The sequence below is a fragment of the Nitrospirota bacterium genome (assembly GCA_016214855.1).
Lineage (GTDB): Bacteria > Nitrospirota > Thermodesulfovibrionia > Thermodesulfovibrionales > UBA6898 > UBA6898.
Genome location: JACRMT010000005.1, coordinates 1 through 24084, shown reverse-complemented (window position 1 = coordinate 24084; position 24084 = coordinate 1). Strand labels below are relative to the sequence as shown.

21 protein-coding genes are annotated in these 24084 nt (G+C 50.9%); 9 read left to right on the top strand and 12 right to left on the bottom strand.

The genetic code is table 11. The annotated features are described in order from the left end of the window. Positions 1-2: 2 nt before the first annotated feature. The 4 genes from HZB62_06715 to HZB62_06700 are packed head-to-tail and all read left to right on the top strand — an operon-like array spanning position 3 to position 3908. Positions 3-1127: an O-antigen ligase family protein gene (locus HZB62_06715; protein MBI5074844.1), complete on the top strand. Its 1125-nt coding sequence runs from the start codon at positions 3-5 to the stop codon at positions 1125-1127. Beyond that, positions 1117-1887 (top strand): glycosyltransferase family 2 protein, encoded by a 771-nt coding sequence (locus tag HZB62_06710; GenBank protein ID MBI5074843.1) that lies wholly within the window; start codon positions 1117-1119, stop codon positions 1885-1887. Before HZB62_06715 ends, HZB62_06710 begins: the two co-directional genes overlap by 11 nt. Positions 1888-1916: 29 nt before the next feature. Beyond that, positions 1917-2915 (top strand): class I SAM-dependent methyltransferase, encoded by a 999-nt coding sequence (locus HZB62_06705; GenBank protein ID MBI5074842.1) that lies wholly within the window; start codon positions 1917-1919, stop codon positions 2913-2915. A gap of 3 nt (positions 2916-2918) precedes the next feature. Beyond that, positions 2919-3908, top strand: a complete 990-nt coding sequence (locus HZB62_06700; GenBank protein MBI5074841.1) for a glycosyltransferase family 4 protein — start codon at positions 2919-2921, stop codon at positions 3906-3908. A 30-nt stretch (positions 3909-3938) separates the two neighbouring features. Here the strand turns inward: HZB62_06700 and HZB62_06695 are convergent, their stop codons facing one another. After that, a complete protein-coding gene (locus tag HZB62_06695; protein ID MBI5074840.1) occupies positions 3939-5831 on the bottom strand; it encodes a sulfatase-like hydrolase/transferase in 1893 nt (630 codons plus the stop codon). A gap of 104 nt (positions 5832-5935) precedes the next feature. Here HZB62_06695 and HZB62_06690 point away from each other — a divergent pair, with 104 nt between their 5' ends. Continuing rightward, positions 5936-7072 carry a glycosyltransferase family 4 protein gene (locus tag HZB62_06690; GenBank protein ID MBI5074839.1) on the top strand — a complete coding sequence of 379 codons (1137 nt, stop codon included), beginning with the start codon at positions 5936-5938 and terminating at the stop codon, positions 7070-7072. Between the two features lie 75 nt (positions 7073-7147). Here the strand turns inward: HZB62_06690 and HZB62_06685 are convergent, their stop codons facing one another. Together HZB62_06685 and HZB62_06680 are read right to left on the bottom strand one after the other, a co-directional pair. Then, complete coding sequence (locus HZB62_06685; GenBank protein ID MBI5074838.1) at positions 7148-8866, bottom strand: ATP-binding cassette domain-containing protein; 1719 nt, start codon at positions 8864-8866, stop codon at positions 7148-7150. 90 nt (positions 8867-8956) lie between these two features. Next, positions 8957-9721 carry a DUF3108 domain-containing protein gene (locus tag HZB62_06680; GenBank protein MBI5074837.1) on the bottom strand — a complete coding sequence of 255 codons (765 nt, stop codon included), beginning with the start codon at positions 9719-9721 and terminating at the stop codon, positions 8957-8959. A 90-nt stretch (positions 9722-9811) separates the two neighbouring features. On the opposite strand from HZB62_06680, the gene hisA reads away from it, so the two are divergent. Together hisA and hisF are read left to right on the top strand one after the other, a co-directional pair. Beyond that, entirely contained in the window at positions 9812-10540 is a 729-nt protein-coding gene (gene hisA / locus HZB62_06675; GenBank protein MBI5074836.1) for a 1-(5-phosphoribosyl)-5-[(5-phosphoribosylamino)methylideneamino]imidazole-4-carboxamide isomerase, read from the top strand. A 96-nt stretch (positions 10541-10636) separates the two neighbouring features. Next, positions 10637-11569, top strand: coding sequence for an imidazole glycerol phosphate synthase subunit HisF (hisF, locus tag HZB62_06670; GenBank protein ID MBI5074835.1), 933 nt, complete (start codon positions 10637-10639; stop codon positions 11567-11569). A 613-nt stretch (positions 11570-12182) separates the two neighbouring features. Here hisF and HZB62_06665 read toward each other — a convergent pair. Beyond that, the gene (locus tag HZB62_06665; protein ID MBI5074834.1) at positions 12183-12548 is read right to left on the bottom strand and encodes a hypothetical protein; all 366 of its coding nucleotides are present in this window, start codon (positions 12546-12548) and stop codon (positions 12183-12185) included. Further along, positions 12538-12801 (bottom strand): hypothetical protein, encoded by a 264-nt coding sequence (locus tag HZB62_06660; protein MBI5074833.1) that lies wholly within the window; start codon positions 12799-12801, stop codon positions 12538-12540. Before HZB62_06660 ends, HZB62_06665 begins: the two co-directional genes overlap by 11 nt. Positions 12802-13020: 219 nt before the next feature. On the opposite strand from HZB62_06660, the gene HZB62_06655 reads away from it, so the two are divergent. Continuing rightward, positions 13021-14952 (top strand): hypothetical protein, encoded by a 1932-nt coding sequence (locus tag HZB62_06655; GenBank protein ID MBI5074832.1) that lies wholly within the window; start codon positions 13021-13023, stop codon positions 14950-14952. A gap of 337 nt (positions 14953-15289) precedes the next feature. On the opposite strand, the gene HZB62_06650 is transcribed toward HZB62_06655, so the two are convergent. The 7 genes from HZB62_06650 to HZB62_06620 all read right to left on the bottom strand — a co-directional run bounded on the left by HZB62_06650 (position 15290) and on the right by HZB62_06620 (position 23468). Next, positions 15290-16399: a hypothetical protein gene (locus HZB62_06650; protein ID MBI5074831.1), complete on the bottom strand. Its 1110-nt coding sequence runs from the start codon at positions 16397-16399 to the stop codon at positions 15290-15292. After that, a complete protein-coding gene (gene rfaE1 / locus HZB62_06645; GenBank protein MBI5074830.1) occupies positions 16399-17364 on the bottom strand; it encodes a D-glycero-beta-D-manno-heptose-7-phosphate kinase in 966 nt (321 codons plus the stop codon). The genes HZB62_06650 and rfaE1 overlap by 1 nt, the downstream gene beginning before the upstream one ends. A 62-nt stretch (positions 17365-17426) precedes the next feature. Then, positions 17427-20522 (bottom strand): efflux RND transporter permease subunit, encoded by a 3096-nt coding sequence (locus HZB62_06640; protein MBI5074829.1) that lies wholly within the window; start codon positions 20520-20522, stop codon positions 17427-17429. Positions 20523-20536: 14 nt separating this feature from the next. Next, on the bottom strand, positions 20537-21658 hold the full coding sequence (locus HZB62_06635; protein MBI5074828.1) for an efflux RND transporter periplasmic adaptor subunit: 1122 nt from the start codon (positions 21656-21658) through the stop codon (positions 20537-20539). Between the two features lie 178 nt (positions 21659-21836). Continuing rightward, positions 21837-22766, bottom strand: a complete 930-nt coding sequence (locus tag HZB62_06630) for a diguanylate cyclase (protein ID MBI5074827.1) — start codon at positions 22764-22766, stop codon at positions 21837-21839. A gap of 98 nt (positions 22767-22864) precedes the next feature. Beyond that, positions 22865-23257 (bottom strand): PIN domain-containing protein, encoded by a 393-nt coding sequence (locus tag HZB62_06625; protein MBI5074826.1) that lies wholly within the window; start codon positions 23255-23257, stop codon positions 22865-22867. Further along, on the bottom strand, positions 23232-23468 hold the full coding sequence (locus HZB62_06620; GenBank protein MBI5074825.1) for a type II toxin-antitoxin system VapB family antitoxin: 237 nt from the start codon (positions 23466-23468) through the stop codon (positions 23232-23234). The genes HZB62_06625 and HZB62_06620 overlap by 26 nt, the downstream gene beginning before the upstream one ends. Before the next feature lie 249 nt (positions 23469-23717). Between HZB62_06620 and HZB62_06615 the strand changes: the two genes are divergently transcribed. Further along, complete coding sequence (locus tag HZB62_06615; protein MBI5074824.1) at positions 23718-23960, top strand: hypothetical protein; 243 nt, start codon at positions 23718-23720, stop codon at positions 23958-23960. Positions 23961-24084 lie beyond the last annotated feature (124 nt).

Sequence of the window (24084 nt, the reverse complement as noted above, 5' to 3'; positions counted from 1 at the left end):
GCATGTTCTTTTCCCTCCCGCTGGCGACATCTCCAACGGTCATTTGTGGTGCCTTTGTCCTTATCGTCTGGGTCTTGTCCGGAAAATTTCTCGCCGGCATACAGGCCTTCTCCAGATCTGACCTGATGCTTCCTGTCATAATAATCGTGAGTGTCCCATGGATCGGACTCCTCTACTCCCCCGTGCCCTCATACGGACTCCCTATCGCCCTGAAAACCCACTACTGGCTGTACGCAATAGCCCTTGCTTCTCTCCCGGATAAAGAGCGGCAGCCTGACCTGATCATCAGGATGTTTCTCGCCGGACTTTCGGTCAACAGTGTCATCTCAGTGCTGCAGTTCGCAGGGATACTTTCTCTCAGGAAAGGGCTTGCAACCGGTCTTCTCGGAGGAAGTTCGCCGCATATCACCTATTCCCTGCTCCTTACGACCGGAATACTCATTGCGTCTTTCGGCGTCCTGAAATCGAAATCAACAAGAGAGCGCCTGCTGTACGCGTCGCTCATGCTCCAGTATCTCTTCACCATCGGATACGTCGGCGGGCGGAGCGGCTATATCTCCCTGATAATATTGTCCCCTTTTGTCGTGTACAACATCATAGGGCAAAAGCATATCATAAAAATAATTGCGGTCAGTATCATTGCTGCATCCCTTCTGTTTGTTTCCCCTGTCATACGTTCGCGTTTTATACAGGCCAAGGAAGATATTGTTCATTACCGCGCGGGTAATAGTAATACCTCTCTGGGGCTGCGGTTCCAGATGTGGGGGATCGCCGTATCCGAGATAAGGAAAAACCCATTGACCGGTATCGGCACCGGCGGCTTCAGGAGATCATGGGAAAGCTACAAGGAAGACCCCTCGCTTCCCTTTCATGACCATCCCCATAACAGTTTTCTCCACATGATGGTGAGTTATGGCATAGTTGGGCTGGCAGCCTTCTGTTACCTTCTCTATCTCCTGCTGAAAAAAGGCTGGCAAGGCCGGCATTCAATGCCGGGATTCTCTGTATTCGCGTTTACCGCAGTTTTCATCATCGGAAGCCTGAGCGATACCCAGGTACTCACCTTTGCAACGGCTACAGCCCTTTCTCTGTTTGCCGGACGATCCGAGGCATTACATGTATCCTGAAAAAATCCCTCTTTCTGTTGCGATCATCACAAAGAACGAGGAGAAGAATCTTCCGGACTGCCTGAGAAGCGTCTCCTTTGCCGATGAAATAGTAGTTGTCGACTCCCGGAGCTCCGACAGAACGGTTGCGATAGCAACTGATCTCGGCTGCAGGGTATTTGTAGAAGACTGGAAGGGTGACGGTCCCCAAAAGAACAGCGCCATAGATAAATGCAGCCATGAATGGGTCCTTATCGTTGATGCTGATGAAAGAATCCCTGAGGAGACAAAGGCTGAGATCAGAAGACTCCTGGACAATGACCAGGGTGCGGACGCATACAGCTTTCCGAGAAAGAACTACTTCCATGGCAGATGGATCAAACACTGCGGTTGGTGGCCGGACAGAATAATACGTCTCGTCAAAAAGAGCAAAGGGCGCTACAGATCCATAACCCACGGCATTTGGGCCACCAGTGGCACGCTGGCCTTGACCCATGCACCGATTGAACATTTCAGCTTTGGTTCTTATTCTGACATGCTTAAGATCATGGAGGGAAGATCTACGGACATGGCAAAAGAACTCTTTGATGCAGGCAGGCGCGTGAATGCTTTTACTCCATTCCTGCATGGGGCCACAATGTTCATTCAGGTCTATATCCTAAAGCGGGGTTTTCTCGACGGCCTTGACGGTTTTGTCATTGCAATCACCAGGGCGGGAGGTTCCTTCCTGAAGTATGCCAAACTCCTTGAGCTGCAGCGCGATCATACCGCTGCCGGCTGAGCTGTCGGGACCAACGGAAATATGCCCTGATGGAAACGGTTTCATGTGATCTGTGCGGGAGCTTCGACTGTCAGCCCTATCTGAGGGCCAGGGATCATATCAACAGGATTGAGGGGATATTTTCCGTTGTCCAATGCAGGGCGTGCGGTTTGATCTATACCAATCCCCGGCCCAACAGAACGGAGATGTCTGCTTTCTATCCTGCGTCCACCTCTTATTATGTATTCACCGAAAAGGACCTTGAGCCGATGAAGGTCCTGAGCGGAAGCTACAGGTCAATGCTGCAGTATTTCAGGGGTTATCCCGGCGCAAAAAAAAGTTCGCCTTTTCGCAGGGCTCTTCTGCTCCCTTATTATCTGATCAAAAGACATAAGTTCGCCATTGAAGCGATACCGGATTATGTCCCGAACGGGGCACTGCTTGAGATCGGCAGTTCATACGGAAAATTCCTGCATGGCATGAAGAGCATGGGATGGAACGTGCAGGGCATAGAAATGAGCAGCGAAGCGGCGGCTGCCTGCAAGAAGGTGTTTGATATCGATCTGATATGTCAGGATCTGGATAGTGTGTCCTTTGAAGAAAATTCGTTTGATGTCGTTGTCATGAGAATGGTCCTCGAACACGTCTTTTCGCCTGCAGAAGCCCTCAGGAAAATAAACAGATGGTTAAAGCCCTCCGGCAGGCTCATATTGGTATTGCCGGATATCTCGGGGGCCGAGGCCAGACTTTTTAGAGGTTTTTTCTACGGTCTCCACCTGCCTAACCATGTATATCATTTTTCACCCAGGACGATTTCGAAGTATCTGGTCACATACGGCTTTACGCTGCAGGGGATCCTGCACCACAGGACGGACAGGGACTTTATCAAGAGTCTCGATAATGCCCTGGATGAAAAAAAACGCCTGTCCTGGCTGAAGTATCTGACCAAAGGGATCTTTAAGCCTTTCTTTAAATGGCTGATCTGCATACTGTCGGCAGCAGGCAGAACGAGCAGAATGACCGTTATTGCATCAAAAAAGGAGATCTGACAGATGAATGTCTTATTTCTCTGTCAGGAAATGGAGATGCCGAGCAGCAGGATCAGGGTCTCCAACCTCCTTCCCGAGATACGAAAAGCAGGGATCTGCGCCGAAGCCAAGGTCTATCCGAAAGGCCTCTCCGATAAGATACTCCTCTGGAGGGACCTCAGAAAATTCGATATCGTATATCTCCAGAAGAAGCTGCCCTCACCCATCGAACTAAAACTGCTCAGGTCTTTTTCCAGACTGCTTATTTTTGACTTTGATGACGCCATTTATTACCGGGATGATTCGCACGCGTCATTTGAAAGCAGGTCAAGACGGACAAAATTCGGAAGTATCGCCAAAGCAGCGGACATGGTCATTGCCGGCAACAGGGTGCTGGCCGACTATGCCGATAAGTACAATAACCATGTGCTCGTACTGCCTTCATCCGTAGAGACCCGCGGAACTCCTGTGAGAGATCATGCCGGCGGAAACAGGGATATCGTTATCGGCTGGGTAGGCGGGAAAGGGAACCTTCGCCATCTGGCAATGCTGTCAGAAACATTTCAAAGACTGGCCTGCAGCTGCAGGTTTCGGCTGAGAGTGATCTGCAGTGATACCGTGCAGATCCCGGGCGTGCAGGTCGACTTCGTGCCCTGGGATCTTGAAACGCAGGAAAAAGAGATCTCCCTTTTTGACATCGGCGTCATGCCGCTTCCCCTGAATAAGTGGAGCGAAGGCAAGTGTGCTTACAAGGCGCTGCAGTATATGGCGGCAGGGGTGCCGCCGGTTGTCTCGGATGTCGGCATCAACAGGGACGTCGTCGGGCATGGCAAGGAGGGGCTTGTAGTACCGGCTCCGGAAGGTTTCCATGACGCCATACGGTCTTTACTGGAAAACAAAGAGCAAAGGATCGAATTGGGGAGAAATGCCAGGATAAAAGCAGAAACACATTATTCTGTCGAAGTGATCGGCAAGAACCTTGCAGACCTGCTGCTCAGCATGCCGGGTAAATAAGGGAATAACCCTCTGCCCCGGGTCTGCCCCCTACATTTTTTTGTAAAATTCCGACATCCTCACCAGGACATCAAGCAGCTGGGCATTCTTTTGCCTCAGCAGCTCAGCCGGGGCGCTGACAACTGCATAGTCCCCCTTGGCATGCACGGTAAAGGAACCCATATTGTACATCTCGGTCGAGTAGACGATCTTGACCTCTTTGTCGATCATGACAGCAGTATCCCAATTTGCCGCCGTGATATAGGCATGGCTTTCATCCCGCAGAAGAGAAAATCCGTGGGAGTATTCCCCGGGAGGAGAGACGCATCCAAGGGACTCCATCAGTGTCGGCACCAGATCATGATGTGAGGTGATCCTCTGAACGGTACGGCGGCCGATACCCGGGTAATGCATGACAAAGGCTGTCTTCAGCTGGTAGTCATCAAAAGATGACGTATGTCCCCAAAAGCCGTTTTCGAAGAACTCCTCTCCATGATCGCCGGTAACAACGACGATCGTATTGTCCAGCAGGCGTTTCTCTTTCAAAGACCTGATGACCTTCCCCAGGAGATGATCCTCATAGAAGACAGCGTTTTTGTACATGTTCCTGAGCAGCGGGACCTTTGACCTCTCCATATCACTGAAATAGTTTATCTCTCCCCTGATGACCGGACTGAACCTTGTGAATTCATCCGGAAAGACAAACGGCTCATGGGAGGAATTATAGTAAAGGAAGGCGAAGAACGGCCGCTGAAGATCCCTGGACCCGAGATAATCCTCAAAGTCCCTTGTCAACAGCTCATCACGTTCCGGTATGGCGGTCTCAGCCTTATAGGTATCCTTTATATGGTCGGGGATCCTGATAAAAGCGGTCTTTCTGAATTCAGGGAATGACAGTCGTGTGCTCGAGAGGATGGTGAAATCATATCCCCTGTCCTGCAGGGTATCCAGGAGTACCGGGGACCTGCGCTGGGCAAGGAACGTGTGCCAGTATGACCCATGGATCCCGTACAGCAGCGAAAACATGCCGAACCGCGTGCCGTTCCCTCCGCTGTAGTGTTCGGCATATACGATGTTCTCATTTGCGAAAGCAGAGAGGTTGGGCATGACCCCTGCATCAAGCATATCGAAGCGGAGACCGTCGAGTACAATAATGACAATATTGTACTTATGGCCGCTGCCCGGATCAAAGACAGGCTGCTTCCGGGGATAATTCAGGGATGTGGCAGAGGGTGAAAACGCAAACCCTTCCTCCCGGTTGACCTGCATATGAAGGACCCTGGAGGCAAATTTCCTTATGGTCAGGGGCTGATACAAGGGGTAAAGCTTGGCGTTGCCGGTAATGCCGGTTATGTTGTAAAGGTCACCATAGGCATAAAGCCCCTTATCAGCCGCAACGAACAGCAGACCGACAATAAAGGCCGCCCGTGAGATCCTTATCGCCCGGGCAAGCATGACCGGAGCCATGGTTCTGTAGTACCCTGCGACATATACGTTCGTGATGAACTCCGCAGATAGGATCACCGCGATCCAGAGAACAAGCATTGCTATCGTACCGCTTCCAAGCACCACGGAATCCCTTACCCCTTCAGTAGTGATCACATTGAGTACAAGTGAATTTGCATGGTAGCGAAAGATGGAATAAAGTTTCGTATCCACGAGAAGGAGTGTCTGCAAGAGGGCAAAGAGCACTATCCTGAGAGCAAGCATTATCTTCCGGGGGAGGAAGCTGGTCAGCAGCAGTATGATCATTCCGGCAGCAAGATTGAGCAGGAAATAGTGACCTGCAAATGATACAAGGCCGGCCGCCAGCCCAAACAGAGTGCTGTTCTTCGCCCCAAAGGCGAACAGCGGGTAAGAGATACCCATTGAGAGGACCGTGTTAGCCGCCACAACAGGGAACAGGGAGAAAAAGAACAGCGGAGAGATACGATGCTTTTTCATTTTTCTGTTCTTAGAGGAAGGAAAATGTTACGCTTACGCATGCGTTATTATACTAAAAAGCACGGGCCGAAATATCATATTCAGTCCTGTCTGGTGAACACCCTGTGCGGGTTGCAATAATCAAAAGTAACTATACCCCATTTGGCGGCGGGGAGAAATATACCACGCGCCTGATCAATGCCTTTGTGCAGAGAGATGTTACTGTCGATGTTGTCACCGCAGAACCTGCACGATGGGAGATGACCTCCTCGAATGTCAACTGGGTGACGTTGAAACAGTTTAAACACAATAACCTGCTCAGGCTTCTTTCGTTCAACGCCTCGGCCAACAGGCACTTTAAAACCACCGGATACGATTGTGTGCTCGGCATGGACCGTACGGATTATCAGACACACCTTCGTGCCGGGGGTGGCTGCCATGCGGGATGGCTCGACAGAAGATGCGCTGAAACCTCCCCCCTCAGGTGCCTCAGCTTTCGCATCAACCCCTTTCACCGGATGATGCTCCGGATGGAAAAGAAAGCTTTTGTTTCAGATACCCTGAAAAGGATCTTTTGCAACTCATTTCTTGTGCGCGACGATATGCTCAGGTATTATCCTGCCGCAGCCGGAAAAATCACCGTTGTACACAATGGGGTGGAATGGGCTGAGTTCTCCGGGGTCTTCGAGCAGGCGCTCGGAGAAAGGGATACGCTGCGCAGAGAGCTCTCGCTGCGCGACGATATGTTTTACTTCCTTCATGTGGGGAGCGGGTATGAGCGGAAGGGAGTCGCAAAGGCGATAGAAGCACTGACAATGCTCCCTGAGAAGACAGGGCTGATCATCGTGGGAAAAGACAAACATGAGCAGCGGTACCGAAGGCTGGCGAACAGGCTTGGACTTTCAGCAAGGGTCAATTTCTGCGGACCGCAAAAGAATGTCATTCCCTATTTTCAGTCAGCCGACGCCTTTGTCCTGCCGACCATCTACGATCCGTTCTCCAACGCCTCTCTGGAGGCATTGGCAATGGGGCTCTATACCGTGACCAGCAATGCAAACGGCTGTTCCGAGGTCATTCAAAAGGGAGCGGGCACAGTGATCAAAGATCTGAAGAAGATCGGGTCTGTTGCTGAAGCCATGAGTACTGCCATGCAGAAACACCTGTCAAAGGCAGAGATCAGAGGATCAGTAAGACATCTTGAGTTCGACGGACAGTTAGGCAAGATAGTCGACGGGTGCCTTTCAGCAGAAGCGCCTCACTGAAAACAGCAGCTCTGTTCTCTGACCTGTCTGCTCCTGTCCGGCATTTCCCAGCCCGTTTTTCTTTGTACCCAACCGCTATCGGCTGAACTGGAGGTCATACAGGTCCCGGTATATCCCGTTCTGTTCAAAGAGCTCCTGATGGGTCCCGGACTCGACGATCATGCCCTTGTCCAGAACAATTATCCTGTCCGCTCTTTTCACGGTGGAAAGCCGGTGTGCGATCACAAAGGTCGTCCTGTTCTCCATGAGATTCTCAAGAGCCTTCTGCACCATCATCTCCGACGAGGTGTCAAGGGACGAGGTCGCTTCATCGAGTATGAGAACAGGCGGGTTACTGAGTATGGCCCGGGCGATCGAGAGTCTCTGGCGCTGCCCTCCGGAAAGCCTCACCCCCCTTTCACCGATCATGGTATCGTACCCCTGAGGAAGCTCCATAATAAAGTCATGCGCATAAGCAGCCTTTGACGCGGCTATCACCTCTGCCATGACTGCACCGGGTTTTCCATATGCTATATTGGCAAAAATAGTGTCATCAAAAAGTATCACTTCCTGACTTACGATGCCGAACTGGCTCCTCAATGAATGAAGCGTGGCAGAAGATATATCCGTGCCGTCAATAAAAATAGCTCCTTCTGTCGGCACGTAAAACCGGGGCAGCAGATTAATAAGAGTGGTCTTGCCGCCGCCACTCTTTCCGACTATGGCAAGCACGTCGCCCTTTTTTATATGCAGGTCTATATGCCGCAGCGCCTCCTGTTTGGCTGAAGGGTATTGAAAAGAAACCCCTCTGAACTCGATCTCTTTTGAGATCGGCTTCAGTTCAACAAAGCCTTCCGGTTCCTTTTTCTCCGCCAGCAAAGAATATATCCTTTCCAGCGGACCGCGCGTCTGCTGTATGCCTACGCTGACCTTGGCAAGTCTCTTTGCGGGCGTATAGACCAGAAAAATAGCGGTCAGGAATGAGGTGAAGTCCCCGATCGTAATGACATTGCCGGTAATAAGTCTGCCGCCATACCAGATGACAAACCCGATCCCTATCCCGCCAACCGCTTCCATGATCAGGGCAGCAAATTCAGAGACCCTGGTCGCGCGCATGTTTTCCCGGTAGAAATCCTTGTTTATACGTTCGAAGCGCTCCTGATCATCAGACTGACGGGAAAACGCCTTTATGATCTTGATGCCTGAAAAACTCTCGTTCAGGAATGCCGTAATAATAGATATTTTTTCCTGGGTGCGCCGGCTGATAAGTTTTATTCTTTTCCCCAGCCGCCCAACGATATAAAAAGCGGACGGCAGGACCAGGAGCGCAATGAGCGTCAGGTCCCATCTCCGCCAGAAAGCGACAGCGGAAAGCGCGATCACCGTGGTGCTCTCGATGAACAGGTCCTTGACCGTAAGCGATATGACTCCCTGCAGGATAGAGGTATCGTTTATTGTCCTTGAGATAAGTTCTCCGCTCGACGTTTTGCCGAAATACCCTATCGGCAGGTCCAGGATATGAGCATACAGGGTATTTCTGAGGTTCATTACCATCTTCTGTGCCGCAGATTTCATGAGATATTCGTGAAAAAAAAGGAACATCCCTCTCAGCACAAAGATAAGGAATATTGCCGCAGGGAGCAGCCAGAGCAGCGTCGTGTTCTTTTTGATCAGGATATCATCCATCATAGGCTTTACCAGCCAGGCAAGAGATGCGTTGAGTCCCGATACTATGACGCTGATTATCCCGGCAAGGGCAACCCTGCGCCAATACGGTTTTACGAGCTGAACAATTTTTTTATAATCTTCCGACAAAAAATATCTCCCTATGGTCAGCGGCGGGCCATCGCCCTCACGTCAAACTTTCTATGCAGAGAATTCAGAACTGCTCTTACCACAAACCGATCAATAACGCCCTCCGGCCAGTGTGGCTGTAATGGACCCGACAGCGACCTTGGTCTGCATTTTGACCGGGATCCTCTTCTGGTCGTCGGTCAGCCAGATAAGCATCTCTCCCTTGCGGTTGAAGATGCCTTCTGATCTCATCAGGGGCTTGATGACTATAGTCTCCACTTCGCCGAGGATCGTGCTGATCTTTTCCTTTCTGAGCACCTGGACCTCGACATTCCAGAGTTTACTGCTGTCAAAGATATCCACATAGGCCGGTTTTCCGACCTCAAGCTTCAGGGTCCTCACATAGTAGAGGACCGACAGAGGGTCAAATACATTTTCGTGAACAGTCTGCTCTTTCCGTTCTCTGTCCTTATCAAGATGATCGATGTACAGGGCTGTATGCCTACTATGGTCGAAAACGATCTCCTTGTCTCTTCTGTGCTTACCCTCCCTGATCTTCAGCCTGAAGTTCCTGGTCTGTCCGATGAATACCTGGGACTTGCCCTTGGCGAGCACCGAGTCCACCCTGTCGTCAACCGTGTAGAATACCGAGACCCACGCAGCAGAGTTTGCGGTAGAGATCAGTCGTATCGTCTCTTTTTCATCCACTGCCTCAAGTACGGCAGTCCCTGCCTTCACGCCCGTCCAGCTGAGATCAAAGATGAGCTTTTCGGGAACGGTAAAAGCCGGCGAAACAGCAGGCAGCAACAGTATCAGGCAGAGAACACCGGCAGCCAGAACTATACCTGCCGCAGCACTGTTCCGGGAAAACGGCATCCCTGCCGCTGTATATTCTGATTTTCTCTTCATGGTATCCATGGATTGGTTAACACTATAATTTAAAAAAGGTTTTTGGTATAGTAATACATGCTTATTATTCCTGCAATAGATTTGAAGGACGGCGTCTGCGTAAGGCTCGAACAGGGGCGGAAAGAGGCTGTCACGGTCTATTCCCGCGATGCCGCAGGCACGGCAAAAAAATGGGAGGCCATGGGTGCAAAAGTACTCCATGTCGTAGACCTTGACGGCGCTTTTACCGGCAGCCAGCAGAACCTCAGCAAGATCATGGAGATCAGAAAGAGTGTCAAAATGATCATCGAGGTCGGCGGCGGCATCAGGGATATTGTTACTGTAGACCGGCTTATTTCGGCCGGCATCAACCGGGTGATCATAGGCACATCAGCCATAGAAGACCCCTCCTTCTTCATGGAGGCATGCAAACAGTTTCCCGGCAAGATCTTCATCGGTATTGATGCCAAGGACGGCAAGGTGGCGGTGAAGGGGTGGGAAGAGGTGAGCAGCATTGATGCGATCGAGTTGGCAAAGCGGGTCGAGACCGTCGGCGTGGGAGGCATTATTTATACTGACATCGCCCGCGACGGCATGCTCACAGGTCCGAATATCCAGGCACAGGAAGAGATGGCAAGGACCGTAACTATCCCGGTCATTGCATCAGGAGGCATCGCAAATATAGATGACATTCGCAACCTTCTGAAGATCCCGAACCTCTGGGGCGCTATCACCGGAAAGGCAATCTATGCCGGTTCCCTCGACCTTAAAGAAGCAATAAAACTGACGGAACAAAATACGCAATGACCAATTATCCGCAAAAGATCATGCATTTTATTTTGCCATTTTTCATTTCACCTTTCACCCATCACTCATTACTCATCACCCATTACGGTCTCTCCCATGTTAGCTAAACGCATCATCCCCTGTCTCGATGTCAAGGACGGCCGCGTGGTCAAGGGCGTGAGCTTCGTCAACTTGCGTGATGCCGGAGACCCGGTCGAAAACGCAAAGTTCTATGACGAACAGGGCGCTGACGAACTCATATTCCTCGACATAACCGCTTCCCACGAAAAAAGGAAGATCATCCTTGATATTGTCGAAAAGACCGCTGAGGACGTATTCATGCCTCTGACAGTCGGCGGCGGGATCAAGACCATTGAGGACATACGCAACCTGCTCAATTCAGGCTGTGACAAGGTTTCTATCAACACGACCGCAGTGAAAGACCCGCATTTCATCAGCCGCGCTGCAGAGAAGTTCGGCAGCCAGTGCATTGTCGTTGCGATCGATGCAAAAAGGGTCGCTGACAATATGGCCAAGGCAACCGGTGAAGACTGGTTTAATGATGCATCGCTGAAAGATGTCATCCTCGATATCACTGGAAAAATCTCCCCTCGCCCCTCTTTGTCAAAGAGGGGAACTTCAGAAAGCCCCACTTTAGAAAAGGGGGGTTGGGGGGATTTGAAAGAAAGCGACCAGACATTATCCTGGGCGATCTCGACCCATGGCGGCCGTCAGATGAAGCTGATCAATGCTGTGAAATGGGCGAAGAAGATGGAAGAGCTTGGCGCAGGAGAATTCATGCTCACCTCCATGGACAAGGACGGCACAAAAGACGGGTATGATATCGAGCTGACCCGGACCATTTCCGAGGCGGTCTCGATACCGGTGATCGCCTCAGGCGGCGTCGGCAACCTTGAACATATTTATGAGGGTCTTACTGCAGGGAAGGCAGATGCAGCACTCGCAGCCTCGATCTTTCACTTCAGGGAATACTCGGTACACGAAGCAAAGGAATACCTCAGGGAACGAAACGTACCGATAAGACTCTAAAAGAATTTTCTCCATTTAATCCGCGTCGGGTTGATTGAGTCGTTAGCGTCGCTCCTCGATTTTCGAGTTATTTAATGTGGCAAAACGCTCAGCATAATATCTATCTGTAAATGAAAAAATATATTTGCCGCTCATATGAGTGTATTCGATCGGCAGAGGATTTGCGAGATGCCAGACAATAAAGGGCGACGCGATTATCAAATCGATTCCTAATATGTGAAATCTACTCCAATCTTTTGCTGCACCGTAAATAGTAGTAGGAATAATAATCGAAATTATGAAAAGCCAGCGGATCCAAAAAGACTGTCGCACCGATCTCAAACATTTAGGATGTCCAGGCACAGATATCACATGTCTCTTTGAGGATATGTCGTCAATAGAAGAGATAAGATGATGCCAGTAGGCACCACGCGGAGTAACTTCTATCGTGCCATGCTGATTATTATGCGGTCGTCCGCATACAATGCAGTATGCTGGAAAAGCGATGCCCTGCAAGTTCTTAACAATCACATTAAAGCTTTTTTTCATTAAATTATTGTGCTAAGAAACAAGTGCAACTGTGAATGTCCGAAAGAACGTAACACGCAGTTAAGGATTTCCGAACCTATTAAAGCTAAACCGCCACTTCAAGTGCTATCTTGTCATACTCCACCTTGGGGATTTTCCTGTCATTCGTCTCTTCCACCTCAAGGACTCCGAGCTCACGCAGATATTCGACATCCTGGAGCACATTCTTGAGATCGCGGTGCAGCATCTTTGACAGTTCATACACCGAAGACGGTTTTTGCTTCTTCACGATATGGAGCAGTTCCAGCCTTTTCTCCGTAAGCGCCCGCCGCATCTCTTTGAGATTGCTGAAATAAATGGCATCTTTTTTCTTCACGACCTTGCCCTGTGCAATCTTTTCAAAGACCTCACCGGCCTCCTTTAATGCGCTGTCCAGACTCTTCACCTCAATATGTATCGTTTTAACTTTCATCGTCCCATCTCCTTCCTCTTATCCGTGTAACGTCTTTCTTGAAATCATTCAGCAATTTCCAGATATCGTGAAACCTATACGGCGACTCTGCCTCGAGAAAATGCCGATGATACCCCTTGCCCTCTGCATTGTCATAACAGACAAGTCGTTTCCCGGCCTTCACATATATAAGTGATATCTTCACCCCATTTGGTTTATCCGGCGTTACTGGCACCTGCCAGAGTTTGATCTCTACGATCTCGTCATCTTTCATTTCCTTTGTGTGCAGGATAAGACGTGCCTTCATGGTTGGTATTGTATACCAACCAGCGTGATCGGGCAACATTATTTTACTTGGCAGCAAATTTTATCAGGCAGACATAAAAGAGGTGTCAAGAAGCGATAAAATGGTGCCTACTATGTGCGATAATTGGCAACAACTATTGTTTCGTTGAAAAGATCCGTGTGCTATAATGAGGCACTTGGGGGACAAATGTTACAGAAACGGGATTTATTATTTTTTTCCACTACAGTATTTATGCTCTGCTTTTCTCTTCTTATGGCAAGTTGCGGGGGTGGCGGAAGCAGTGAGTCAGTCACTCCACCTCCACCAGTCGCTCCACCTTCACTTGCCTCACCACTCGACTCATGGCACTGGCGATATCCTTTACCGCAAGGCAATTCCCTTGTCGGGGTAACCTATGGCAACGGCATCTTTGTCGCAGTGGGGTCTGTCGGCACCATCCTCACCTCCCCTGATGGAGTAGCGTGGACATCCAGAAACTCGAAAACGACGGATATTTTGGTGAGTGTAACCTATGGCAATGGCACCTTTGTCGCCGTGGGGTCTGTCGGCACCATCCTCACCTCCCCTGATGGAATTACGTGGATATCCAGGAACTCCGGAACAACTGTTATCTTGAATGGGGTGACTTATGGCAACGGCATCTTTGTCGCAGTGGGGTCTGTCGGCACCATCCTCACCTCCCCTGATGGAATTACGTGGACATCCAGTAACTCCGGAACAACTGCTATCCTGAATGGGGTGACTTATGGCAACGGCACCTTTGTCGCGGTGGGGGCGGGAGGACAGGCGGAGAGATTCGGTGGTAATTTCACCATGCTCACCTCCCCTGATGGTGTAACGTGGACATCCAGTAACTCTGGAACAACGGATTTCTTGGTGAGTGTGGCCTATGGTAACGGCACCTTTGTCGCAGTGGGGGGGCATAGGGTCCCTGTGACGACTTCTGGCACCATCTTCACCTCCCGTGATGGCGTCACGTGGACGTCCAGTGGCTCAAGAACTCGTTTTTTAAAGGGGGTGACCTTTGGAAACAGTATCTTTATTGCAGTGGGCGAAGATGGCACCATCCTCACCTCTCCTGACGGAGTAACGTGGACATCCGGAGACTCGCATATTGATTTTAGTGCTTCGGTGAGTGTGGCCTATGGCAACGGCATCTTTGTCGCCGTGGAGGATCATGGCACGATCTTCACCTCCCCTGATGGAGTGATATGGACATCCAGAACCGTGGGAAGGACTGATTTTTTGTTGAGTGTTGCCTGTGGCAACGGCATCTTTGTGGCCGTGGGGAACACCATCCTCACCTCCTCTGATGGAATAACTTTGATATCCAGGAACTCGGGAACAACTGTTATCTTGAAGGGGGTGACTTATGGCAACGGCACCTTTGTCGCAGTGGGGGATTCTGGCACCGTCCTCACCTCCTCTGACGGAGTAGCGTGGATATCCAGTAACTCCGGAACAACTGTTATCCTGAAGGGGGTGACTTATGGCAACGGCACCTTTGTCGCAGTGGGGGATTCTGGCACCGTCCTCACCTCCTCTGACGGAGTAACGTGGACATCCAGTAACTCCGGAACAACTGGTGCCGCTGGTGTCTTGACTGGGGTAACCTATGGCAACGGCACCTTTGTTGCCGTGGGGTATGATATCTCTAACGTTATAAGGCCGATTATCCTCACCTCCACCGACGCAGTAGCGTGGATACCCAGAACCGGGGGAATGGCACAAGATTCTTTGTTGAGTATTGCCTATGGCAATGGCACCTTTGTGGCCGTGGGTTCTTCTAGCTCTAGTCTCGCAAGCCCTTTCCTCACCTCCCCTGACGGAATAACGTGGACACCCAGAAATTTGGGCACAACTGGTTCAACTAATTATTTTAGGGGAGTAACATATGGTAGTGGCACTTTTGTGGCAGTGGGACGTGATGCCTCCAGCTTTTTAAGTCCGATCTACACCTCCCCTGACGGAGTAACGTGGACGTCCAGAGACTTGGGCACAAATGGTTCAACTGGTTTTTTGAATGGGGTGACCTTGGATGGGGTGACCTATTGCAATGGCACCTTTGTGGCCGTGGGGGATAATGGCACCGTTATCCAATCAGATCCTGTGCATTAATTGCAGCGAGTATTCAGAGAGGGCAGCGTAGTATAGTTTTTATCTGGTTCTCGCTGCAATTGGAAGTATACAGATTTCCCTCATCCACTTTCACACTTTGTCGGTGCCATTTGCACCATGTCATTAAACATGTTTCATTTGGAAAGGCGCGATAGCTTAAAAGCCTGATACGTGTTAGTTTGGAGGTAAAATGCGCATCGTTGAGTGATTTCAAGAGGCGTAGACTTACAGAAAGCAAGTGCACCTGTGAATGTCCGAAAGAAGGCAACGCAGTTAAAGATTCCCAAATCCATTGAAGCATAACCTCGCATTCATGCAAAGATATGCTTCAAATAACTTACGCCTTCTGCGGCACCTTACTCTTGTCTTTGCGTTCTATCTTGTATTGATCTATCGTGGCCTGGTCAGCAGGCGGCACCATGAGATACCGGACATCGTCTCCGTTCCATATCTTCACCTTAACCTCAGAAAGATGTTTGCCATCTGAATAGCGTGCACATAAGGATGCTGCTATTCCGATCATCTCATCGTCTGCCTCTCCCCTGATCACCGTAATCGGACTGGCATGGTCCTGTGCCTTCAGGAAGGTACCCTTTTCTCCAAGGATCAGAAGAATGGCGTTGTTCTCCCCTTCATCCCTTCCTACAATTACCTTGCAGGTATCTGATAATCTGAAATGTCTGCCAACACGAAGCAGGTTCAGGTCGTCAAGAGACGGATCCCTGTCATGGGCGAGCGATTCGCTCAGACGATAAGAATAGTTCGGCTCTGTCAGAAGGCAGCCGCTCGCAGGCAAAGGATAATCAACCAGACCGAATTCAGCAGCAAGCGCCATCTGGGGTTTTCTCGTGCGGCCGCCGAAGCCGTAGAGCAGCTCGCGGTTCACAAGCCCCTCCTGTTCGGCAATGGTAGGCTTCAGCAGTTTTGCGGTAAGCGGCCTCAGGATACGGCCGCGCAGGCCTGTCTCCCTGTCTATGATATCAAGGGCATCCCTGCGCTGGCTCATGGGCCTCTGTCCCAGCACCTCACCGGTGATGATAAAGTCCGCGTTGACCATATCCATGAACTCTTTGGCTTCCCTGAGCATCAATATCCTGCAGTCCATGCAGGGGTTCATGTTCTTGCCATGGCCGAACTTCGGATTTTTTACAATATCGATAAACTTGTCGGAAAGATGGCAGAGCTTCACCTCAAACCCGAACTGCTGCGCTGCAGCAAAGGGATTTTTAGAGCAGGACGACTTGTCGGTAATGTCGCAGCCGAAATGGTTCAAAAAAGTAACAGCCTTCACCTCGACCCCCTGCTTCATTACCGCCAGGATCGCGAGCGTACTGTCAAGACCGCCTGAGTACAGGGCAATGGCTTTTACAGGACGTGAGGGGTGATGCGTAATGAGTGATGGGTGATGCGTAACAGACTTGCCATTTTTTTTTAACCCATTACCCATTACCCATTACCCATTACTGCTAAAAGTTGTTCAGGGGTGGCAACGGCAGTGCCGACCTCACCGACAACAATGCCTGCTGCATGATTGGCGATCACCGCAGAATCTTCAAGGCTTGCGCCTGATGCAGTGGCAAGAGTGAACGCAGATATGACCGTGTCGCCTGCGCCGGTAACGTCATAGACCTTCCGCGCAACGGTCGGGATGTGGGTAACCTTCTTCTTTTCAAAAAGGCTCATGCCCTGTTCGCCTCTTGTAATAAGCGCAGCTCTGAGCGACAGCTTCTTCAGAAGGGCCTGGCCTGCCTTGTTCAGCGATCTGTCGTCAGTAATCTCCATGCCTGCGCCGAGCGCAGCCTCCATGAGATTCGGCGTAATGAGCGACACGCCCTTATAAAAATCAAAATGGCCGACCTTGGGGTCGACCGCAACGAATATATTCTTCGGTTTTGTCTTTTTCAGGATGCCCCTGACCAGATCTGCCGTAATCATGCCCTTTTTATAGTCAGATATGATCACCGCGTCAAAGTCATTGACAATGCTGTGGATATGAGACAGGATGCCTTTCAATATCCTGCCGTCCACATACTTGCTGTCCTCGCGATCGAACCTGACCACCTGCTGGTTATGGGCTATGACGCGTGTCTTGACCGTTGTCGGCCTATTCTCAGTAAAAAGACCGGCGCAGTCAACACCCTTCTGGAGCAGGATGCTCTTCAGCGCCTCTCCTGCGATATCATCTCCATTGATGCCGATCACTGCAGCATGTGCGCCCAACGAAACAATATTGTTCGCAACGTTCGCAGCGCCGCCAAGAAGTAAATTCTCCTTTGTTACCTCTACAACCGGCACCGGCGCCTCAGGAGATATCCTGTTCACTCTGCCCAGGATGTAATGGTCAAGGATAATGTCGCCGATGACCAGGATCTTTCTCTTCCTGAAATCTTTAACGATCTTCTGAATATTCATGGTTCTTTATGATACCTGAGGCAGATGAGAAAAATGAACTTGAGGGAAACAAAGCAGGGTTGTTAAGGAGCTGCAGATATGACTGTTTCTGACTTGAGGTCTTTGCTGTGGTCACGCGCTATCAGCATATAGATCGAGGGGACAACAAAGAGGGTGAAGAGCGTGCCGACAAACATGCCGCCCACCAGCACCAGACCGATCGAGTTACGGGCAGCAGCACCTGCCCCCGTGACCAGTGTCAGAGGAAAATGACCGGCAATAGTAGCTGCAGTGGTCATAAGGATCGGCCGCAGACGGGTCATGGATGCCTCACGCACTGCCTCAAGTTTGGTGTGTCCCTTCAGCTGAAGCTGATTGGCAAACTGCACGATCAGTATGCCGTTCTTTGATACCAGTCCGACCAGGGTGACCAGTCCGACCTGCGAGTAGATATTGAGCGTTGTTGTCCAGCCGTGGGTCCAGAAAGGGGTGTTCGGGTCAGGTATCTTCAGGAAGGTGAAGATCAGGGCGCCGAACATGGCGAGCGGCACAGAACCTGCCAGGATCACAAAGGGGTCGCGGAAGCTGTTGAACTGGGCAGCCAGCACCAGGAATATGAGGATGACGGCCAGTCCGAAGGCAGACAGGAATTTGTTCCCCTCAGTGCGCAGCTGGCGCGACTCGCCGGTGTAGTCGAGCACATATCCCTTCGGCAGTATCCTGGCTGACTCATCCTCCAGAAAGCGCAGGGCCTCGTCCAAAGGCCGGATCGCTACACCGCTGATCTTCACCGCATTGAGCTGCTGGAAACGGTTAAGCGAGCGCGGCACGACCGAATCCCGCAGCGTGGCAATGGTGCTGAGCGGGATCAGATTTCCATTGGGACCGGTGACATGGATATTCTGGAGCTGTTCAGGGTTAAGGCGGCCGATGCGCTGTATCTGCGGTATGACCTTATAGCTGCGTCCGGCTATATCGAACCGGTTGACAAACCCGCCGCCGACCATACCGCCCAGGTCTGTGCCGATCTGTGCCAGATTGAGTCCGAGTGCCGCCACCTTATCGCGGTCTATGACGAACTCGGATTGGGGCTGGTCGATCTTCACATCGATCACCGGCGGAAAAGCGAACATGTTGCTCTGCATTGCCTTCATCTGCAACTGACGGGCAAAGTCGAGGATCTGGCCGGTTTCGGCAGTCGATGCCAGGATAAACTCGACCGGGAACTGGCCGCCGCCAGGGAGCGCAGGCGGTGTCAGCGGAAATATCTGAATACCCGGTATGGCCTGGAGTTTCTGCTGTACTTCCGGCATGATCTGAAAGACGTTGCGTTTACGTTTGTCCCACGGCCTGGTGACCATGCCGCCGAACCCGGAACTGGGAAAGGTGATCTGAAAGGTAAAGTCGGTCTCGGGCACACTCATGAACGCCTCATTTACTGCGGCTGCGTACCGGCTGTTCTGGTCCAGGGTCGAATTGGCCGATGCGTCCAGGATGCCGAAGATGACCCCCTGGTCTTCGGTCGGGGCCAACTCCCGTGCAGACATGATGAACATCGGCACGGTCAGCAGCGAAACAACGATCCAGACCGCATACACTGCAGGCCGTGCGTTCAGGGTTGCGTCAAGCCGCCTGCCGTACGCATTTTTGAGGCGGTTAAAGCCGCGGGAGATGCGGCCTGCCAATCCGTGTTCGCTGACTTCGGGCTTGAGCAGCCGGGCAGACATGAGCGGTGACAGGGTCAGGGCAACGATCCCTGAGATGGTGACAGCACCTGCCAGGGTAAAGGCGAATTCACGAAAAAGAGAACCGGTCAATCCGCCCTGCAGACCGATCGGAAGATATACCGCTGCCAGGGTGATGGTCATGGCGATGATCGGCCCGACCAGTTCACGCGCTCCGATCAGGGCTGCATCAAGGGGTGATCTGCCCTCGCCAAGATGGCGCTCCACGTTTTCGACCACCACGATGGCGTCGTCAACGACCAGACCGACAGACAGGACCACCGCCAGAAGCGTAAGCAGATTGACCGTAAAGCCGAAGAACTGCATCAGGAAGACAGCGCCGATCAGGGAGATCGGGATCGCAATGACCGGGATAAAGACCGACCGGAAAGAGCCGAGGAAGAGAAAGATGACAACCACTACGATCAGCAGCGTGTCGCCAAGGGTCTTAAGCACCTCCTGGATGGCGTTCGTTATATAGTTGGTTGCATCATAGGCAATAACTGCCTTCATGCCGCTCGGCAGGTCGCGCTGCATGGCATCCATCTCTGCCCGCACACGCTTGATAACATCCAGGGAGTTCGCATTGGGAAGAGGCCAGATGCCCATGAAGACCGCGGCCTGTCCTGAAAAACGCACTTCAGCATCATAGTTCTCGGCCCCAAGCTGTACGTCTGCGATCTCCCCCAGACGTACGATGCTGCCATTCTGCTCCCGCACTGCCAGGTTCCTGAACTCATCCACTGTGCTCAGGTTGGTGTTAGCGGTCATATTGACCTGGATGAACGAGCCCTTGCTCTGGCCGAGCGCTGACAGGAAGTTATTGACCGCTAATGCCTGCCGCACCTGTGCCGGGCTGATGTTCAGCGCTGCCATCCGCTCCGGCTTGAGCCAGATACGCATTGCAAAAGTACGGGCGCCGAGGATATCTGCACGCTGCACACCTTCGATCGCTGATAAACGGGGCTGGACAATACGCACCAGATATTCGGTAATTTCGTTCTGCTTGAGCATGTCAGAGGTGAAACTGAGGTATGCAGAGGCGAACTGGCTGTCTGCAGACTCGATGTTGATGACCGGCACCTCAGCCTCAGGGGGAAGGTCGCGTCGGACCTGATCGACCTTGGAACTGATCTCTGCAAGGGCCTTGGTTGCATCGTAGTTGAGCTTGAGCCTCACTTTTATGATTGACTGGCCGAGACTGCTCTGCGACTCCATATACTCGATGCCATCTGCTGCAGCAATTGCCCGCTCCAACGGTGTTGTGACAAAGCCGCGCACGAGGTCGGCACTGGCACCAATATACACTGTAGTAACTGTCACCGCTGCGTTTTCGCTGCGCGGATACTGGCGGACATTAAGTGTGCGGATCGCCTGAAGGCCTGCAATGATGATAAGAAGGTTCAGCACCAGGGCAAGGACCGGGCGGCGGATAAACAGATCAGTGATATTCATTGACAGGACACTGGTCAGTTGTTCTCAGGTTTGGGCGCCTGCTGAAAGTCAGGTGCGAGCTTGTTGTCAACCACCACTGACTGGCCGTTGCGCAGCTTGAAAACGCCGGTGCTGACGATGGTCTCGCCTTCCTTGAGCCCGCTGGTGACCGCTGCAAAGTCGCCGCGCTTTTCTCCAAGCCGAACGAACTGCTGGCGTAGCGTCCTGCCGCCCTTGCCATCCTTGTTCTCCTCGACCACAAAGACCGAGTCGCTGTACGGAGCGTACATAACTGCTGTTGCAGGGATGGTCATTACCTTCTGACGCGCAGGCAGTCCGACAGACAGATTAACGAACATCCCGGGTCGAAGTTTATCCATGCGGTTTGAGACGGTTGCCTGCACCTTTATGCTGCGGGTCTCAACATCAATCTTCGGATTTATGGTCGTTATCCGGCCCTCGATCGTCACGTCCGGCAGTGCATCGCCGGTAACCCGCACCGGCAGGCCCTGGCGTATCTGTGCGACCTGCTGCTGCGGCAGCGTAAAATCAACATACAGGGGATCAAGTGACTGCAGCGTGGCGATCGGATCGCCCTCGCGGAGGAGCTGGCCCAGATTCACCTGACGGATACCGATATGGCCGCTGAACGGGGCACGGATCGTCTTCTTGCCTATAGTGGCACGGATGGTCTCAGCCTGGGCCCGCGCCTGCTCTGCATTTGCGACCGCCATATCGCGGTCTGCCCTTGAGATGAGCCCCTTCGTGAACAGCTGATCCGCTCTTTCAAGATTTGTGACATACAAATTTACCTGGCCGAGCGCACCCGGAAGCTGCGCTTCTTCGAACGTAGTGTCCTGGCGGAGCAGCATGTCACCCTTCTTCACTCTGGTGCCCGGCTCGAACTCGACCCTGACCACTTTACCTGACAGTTCAGCAGCCACGGTAACCCCCTGCACGGCATTCAGCGTGCCGATAGCGGTCAGAGCAGTATCCCAGGTCTCAGACTTTACTGACGCGGTTGTTACGGTCTCGGGCGGAGGGACGAACTTCTTGCCCTGGTCGATCATAGCCCTGATCTGGAAGGTCTTGATGCCTCCCAGTATGACAATGAGAATAGCCAGGCCGATGGCGGCGAAAATAATGCGCTTTTTCATGGGGAGTTCACCTCGGCTGACACTTTATGCAGGAGAATATTATTTTTCGACATTTAAAAGATTAGCACGTCATAGCGATTTTCTCAATATAGGTAATGACTGGGGTATTTTATACTGCCGGTCAGTCTTGCTCAGACTGTTATTCTTTGGCGCATATGTCAAATGCCTTAATTTCTCATTATAAATCGGTCCTCACCCTATTTCGGCCTTCCCTTTTTGCTGCGTAAAGGGCCATATCGGCTGCATGAATTATTTTATCAGTTGTGTCAATCAAGGAGCTTGAGACAGCAAGACCTATACTTACGGTAATGTTTCGCTTAGGGATGTCGGCAAATACATATGAAGACACCTTCCCCAATATTCTCTCTGCGACTATCATTCCCTGAGGCTTGTCCGTATGAGGCAGTATAACAACAAACTCCTCGCCTCCCCACCTCCCAGCGGTATCTACTTCCCTGATACTGCTTCTGAGTATTTGCGCAATCTCTCTAAGGACCGAGTCTCCAGCATCATGACCACAATTGTCATTGACTGACTTGAAATGGTCGATGTCTAATAATAGACATGTAACGGAAAATTCGTGTCTCGCCATCCTTTTAAATTCAGTATCAAGCGTGGAATCAATCTGTCTTCGGTTATAAAGCCCGGTCAAAGGGTCTGTGACGGAAAGGGCCTCCACCTTTGCCAGGAGCTCGCTGAGTTGTTTATTTTTGTGTCTTAACTCATCCTGAAGCGCCTTGGTCCTCAGCGAGGCATATATCCTGGCATTGAGTTCGGCAGCGTTGTATGGTTTTGGAAGATAGTCGTCAGCGCCCGCCTCGATGCCGGAGATCTTTTCATCCAGCGAGCTTTTTTCAGTGAGCATGATGATCGGGATGCCTTTTACATTATTGTTGTGCTTCATCCATTGGCAGATCTCTGTGCCGCTCATATCAGGGAGGTTAAGGTCCAGAAGCACAACATCCGGGGAAGCTGTTACGACAGCCTTAAGCGCAGAGATACCGTCTTTGGCCCAAATTACTTCATAGCCTGTTTTTTCAAGGGTCTTCCTGGTAATCGTTCCCTGTATCTCACTATCCTCTACGAGAAGTATTCTTGACGGAATCAATCAAACCTCCAAAAGCTTTTTATTGTCTCAGACATTTTTGTGAATCCGACTATCAAACTATGCGTTAAGCTTACAAGACCTCCCCACCAGCATTAAGGCTATGAAGCGTTATAAATCTGAACTCCCGGTATCTGCTCAAAGTGTTTGTCGAGAGTAAAGACCGAGAGGTTATGTTCGATGGCGACGGCAGCAATGGCAACATCGGTAAGAGGTAGCGTAAGCCCCTTGCGGCGCAGAGAACAAGCCAGCTTGCCGGCGTTGACCCAGGTGGCAGAGTTCACCTCGATTGCGGGAATGCCGTCAAGAAGCTCGGTAACATACCCCTCTTCTTTTGCAGACTTGATCCCCTGCAACAACTCAGCCATAATTATTCCGGTTGTGAAAACTCGTTTTGCAGTAATGAGAGTTTCAACTGCCCCGGCATTCGGCTCTGTATTTTTCAAAAAATCAATCAGAACAGACGTATCAACTATTACGCCATCTTTTATCATTATCTTCCATCTCCTTCAACTCAAGCTCATCAAGCTCTTTTGTAACGTCCTCGATCTGTATCTTTCCTCTCAGGGAGAGCAGTTTCTTGATCTTTTTATCCCTGACAAACTCTTCCATGGCAGTCACAATAGCCTTGGTCTTGGATTTTTCTCCTGAAAGCTTCTGAACTTCAGCAACAAGGTCATCTGGTATGTTTAATGTCGCACGCATATCATACACCTCCTTGATATGCTTTTATTGTATGCGTTATTTATATGCCTGTCAAGAAAGGTTTATGTGCCCCAGAATTTATGTTAGAACCTCTTCTCATCCGAATCAGTCCTACTCCAGCCTTTTGATTTCGGGGCTTTTTTTTGGTTTTCTGTTTTCAGAGCATTTAATGTGATATAGTTCATCATGAATTCGAAAAATATTGGGCCGTGTAGTAATAACTATGCAGCGCGCAGCATGGGAAGATGAATGACTGAGCAAGAATTGTCTCTGATTGCTACAAAGGTTGTTAATGACACAAAGTTTTGGATTGCTCTTGTCGGTTTCATCGGGGCTATTGTGGGTTCCGTTCTAACCCTCATCGGGAACTTTGCCATAGAGTGGTTTAAGGGCAAAAAGCAGAAAAGAATCGATGAAGCCAGGCAAAAAATCCTAAAACAAATGCTTAAGGAGCAAGCGTTTCAATGGAGAAATTTGAGGTCTTGTCAATAGGTGTGTAAAAAGCCATCAGGCGGCCATCCTTTCAAGCACCTTCGATTCGCATTTCATAATCCCGTCGACAAACTGTTTTTCTTCGTAAACATTCTGCAATAACCCATAACCCTTCAATGCTCGG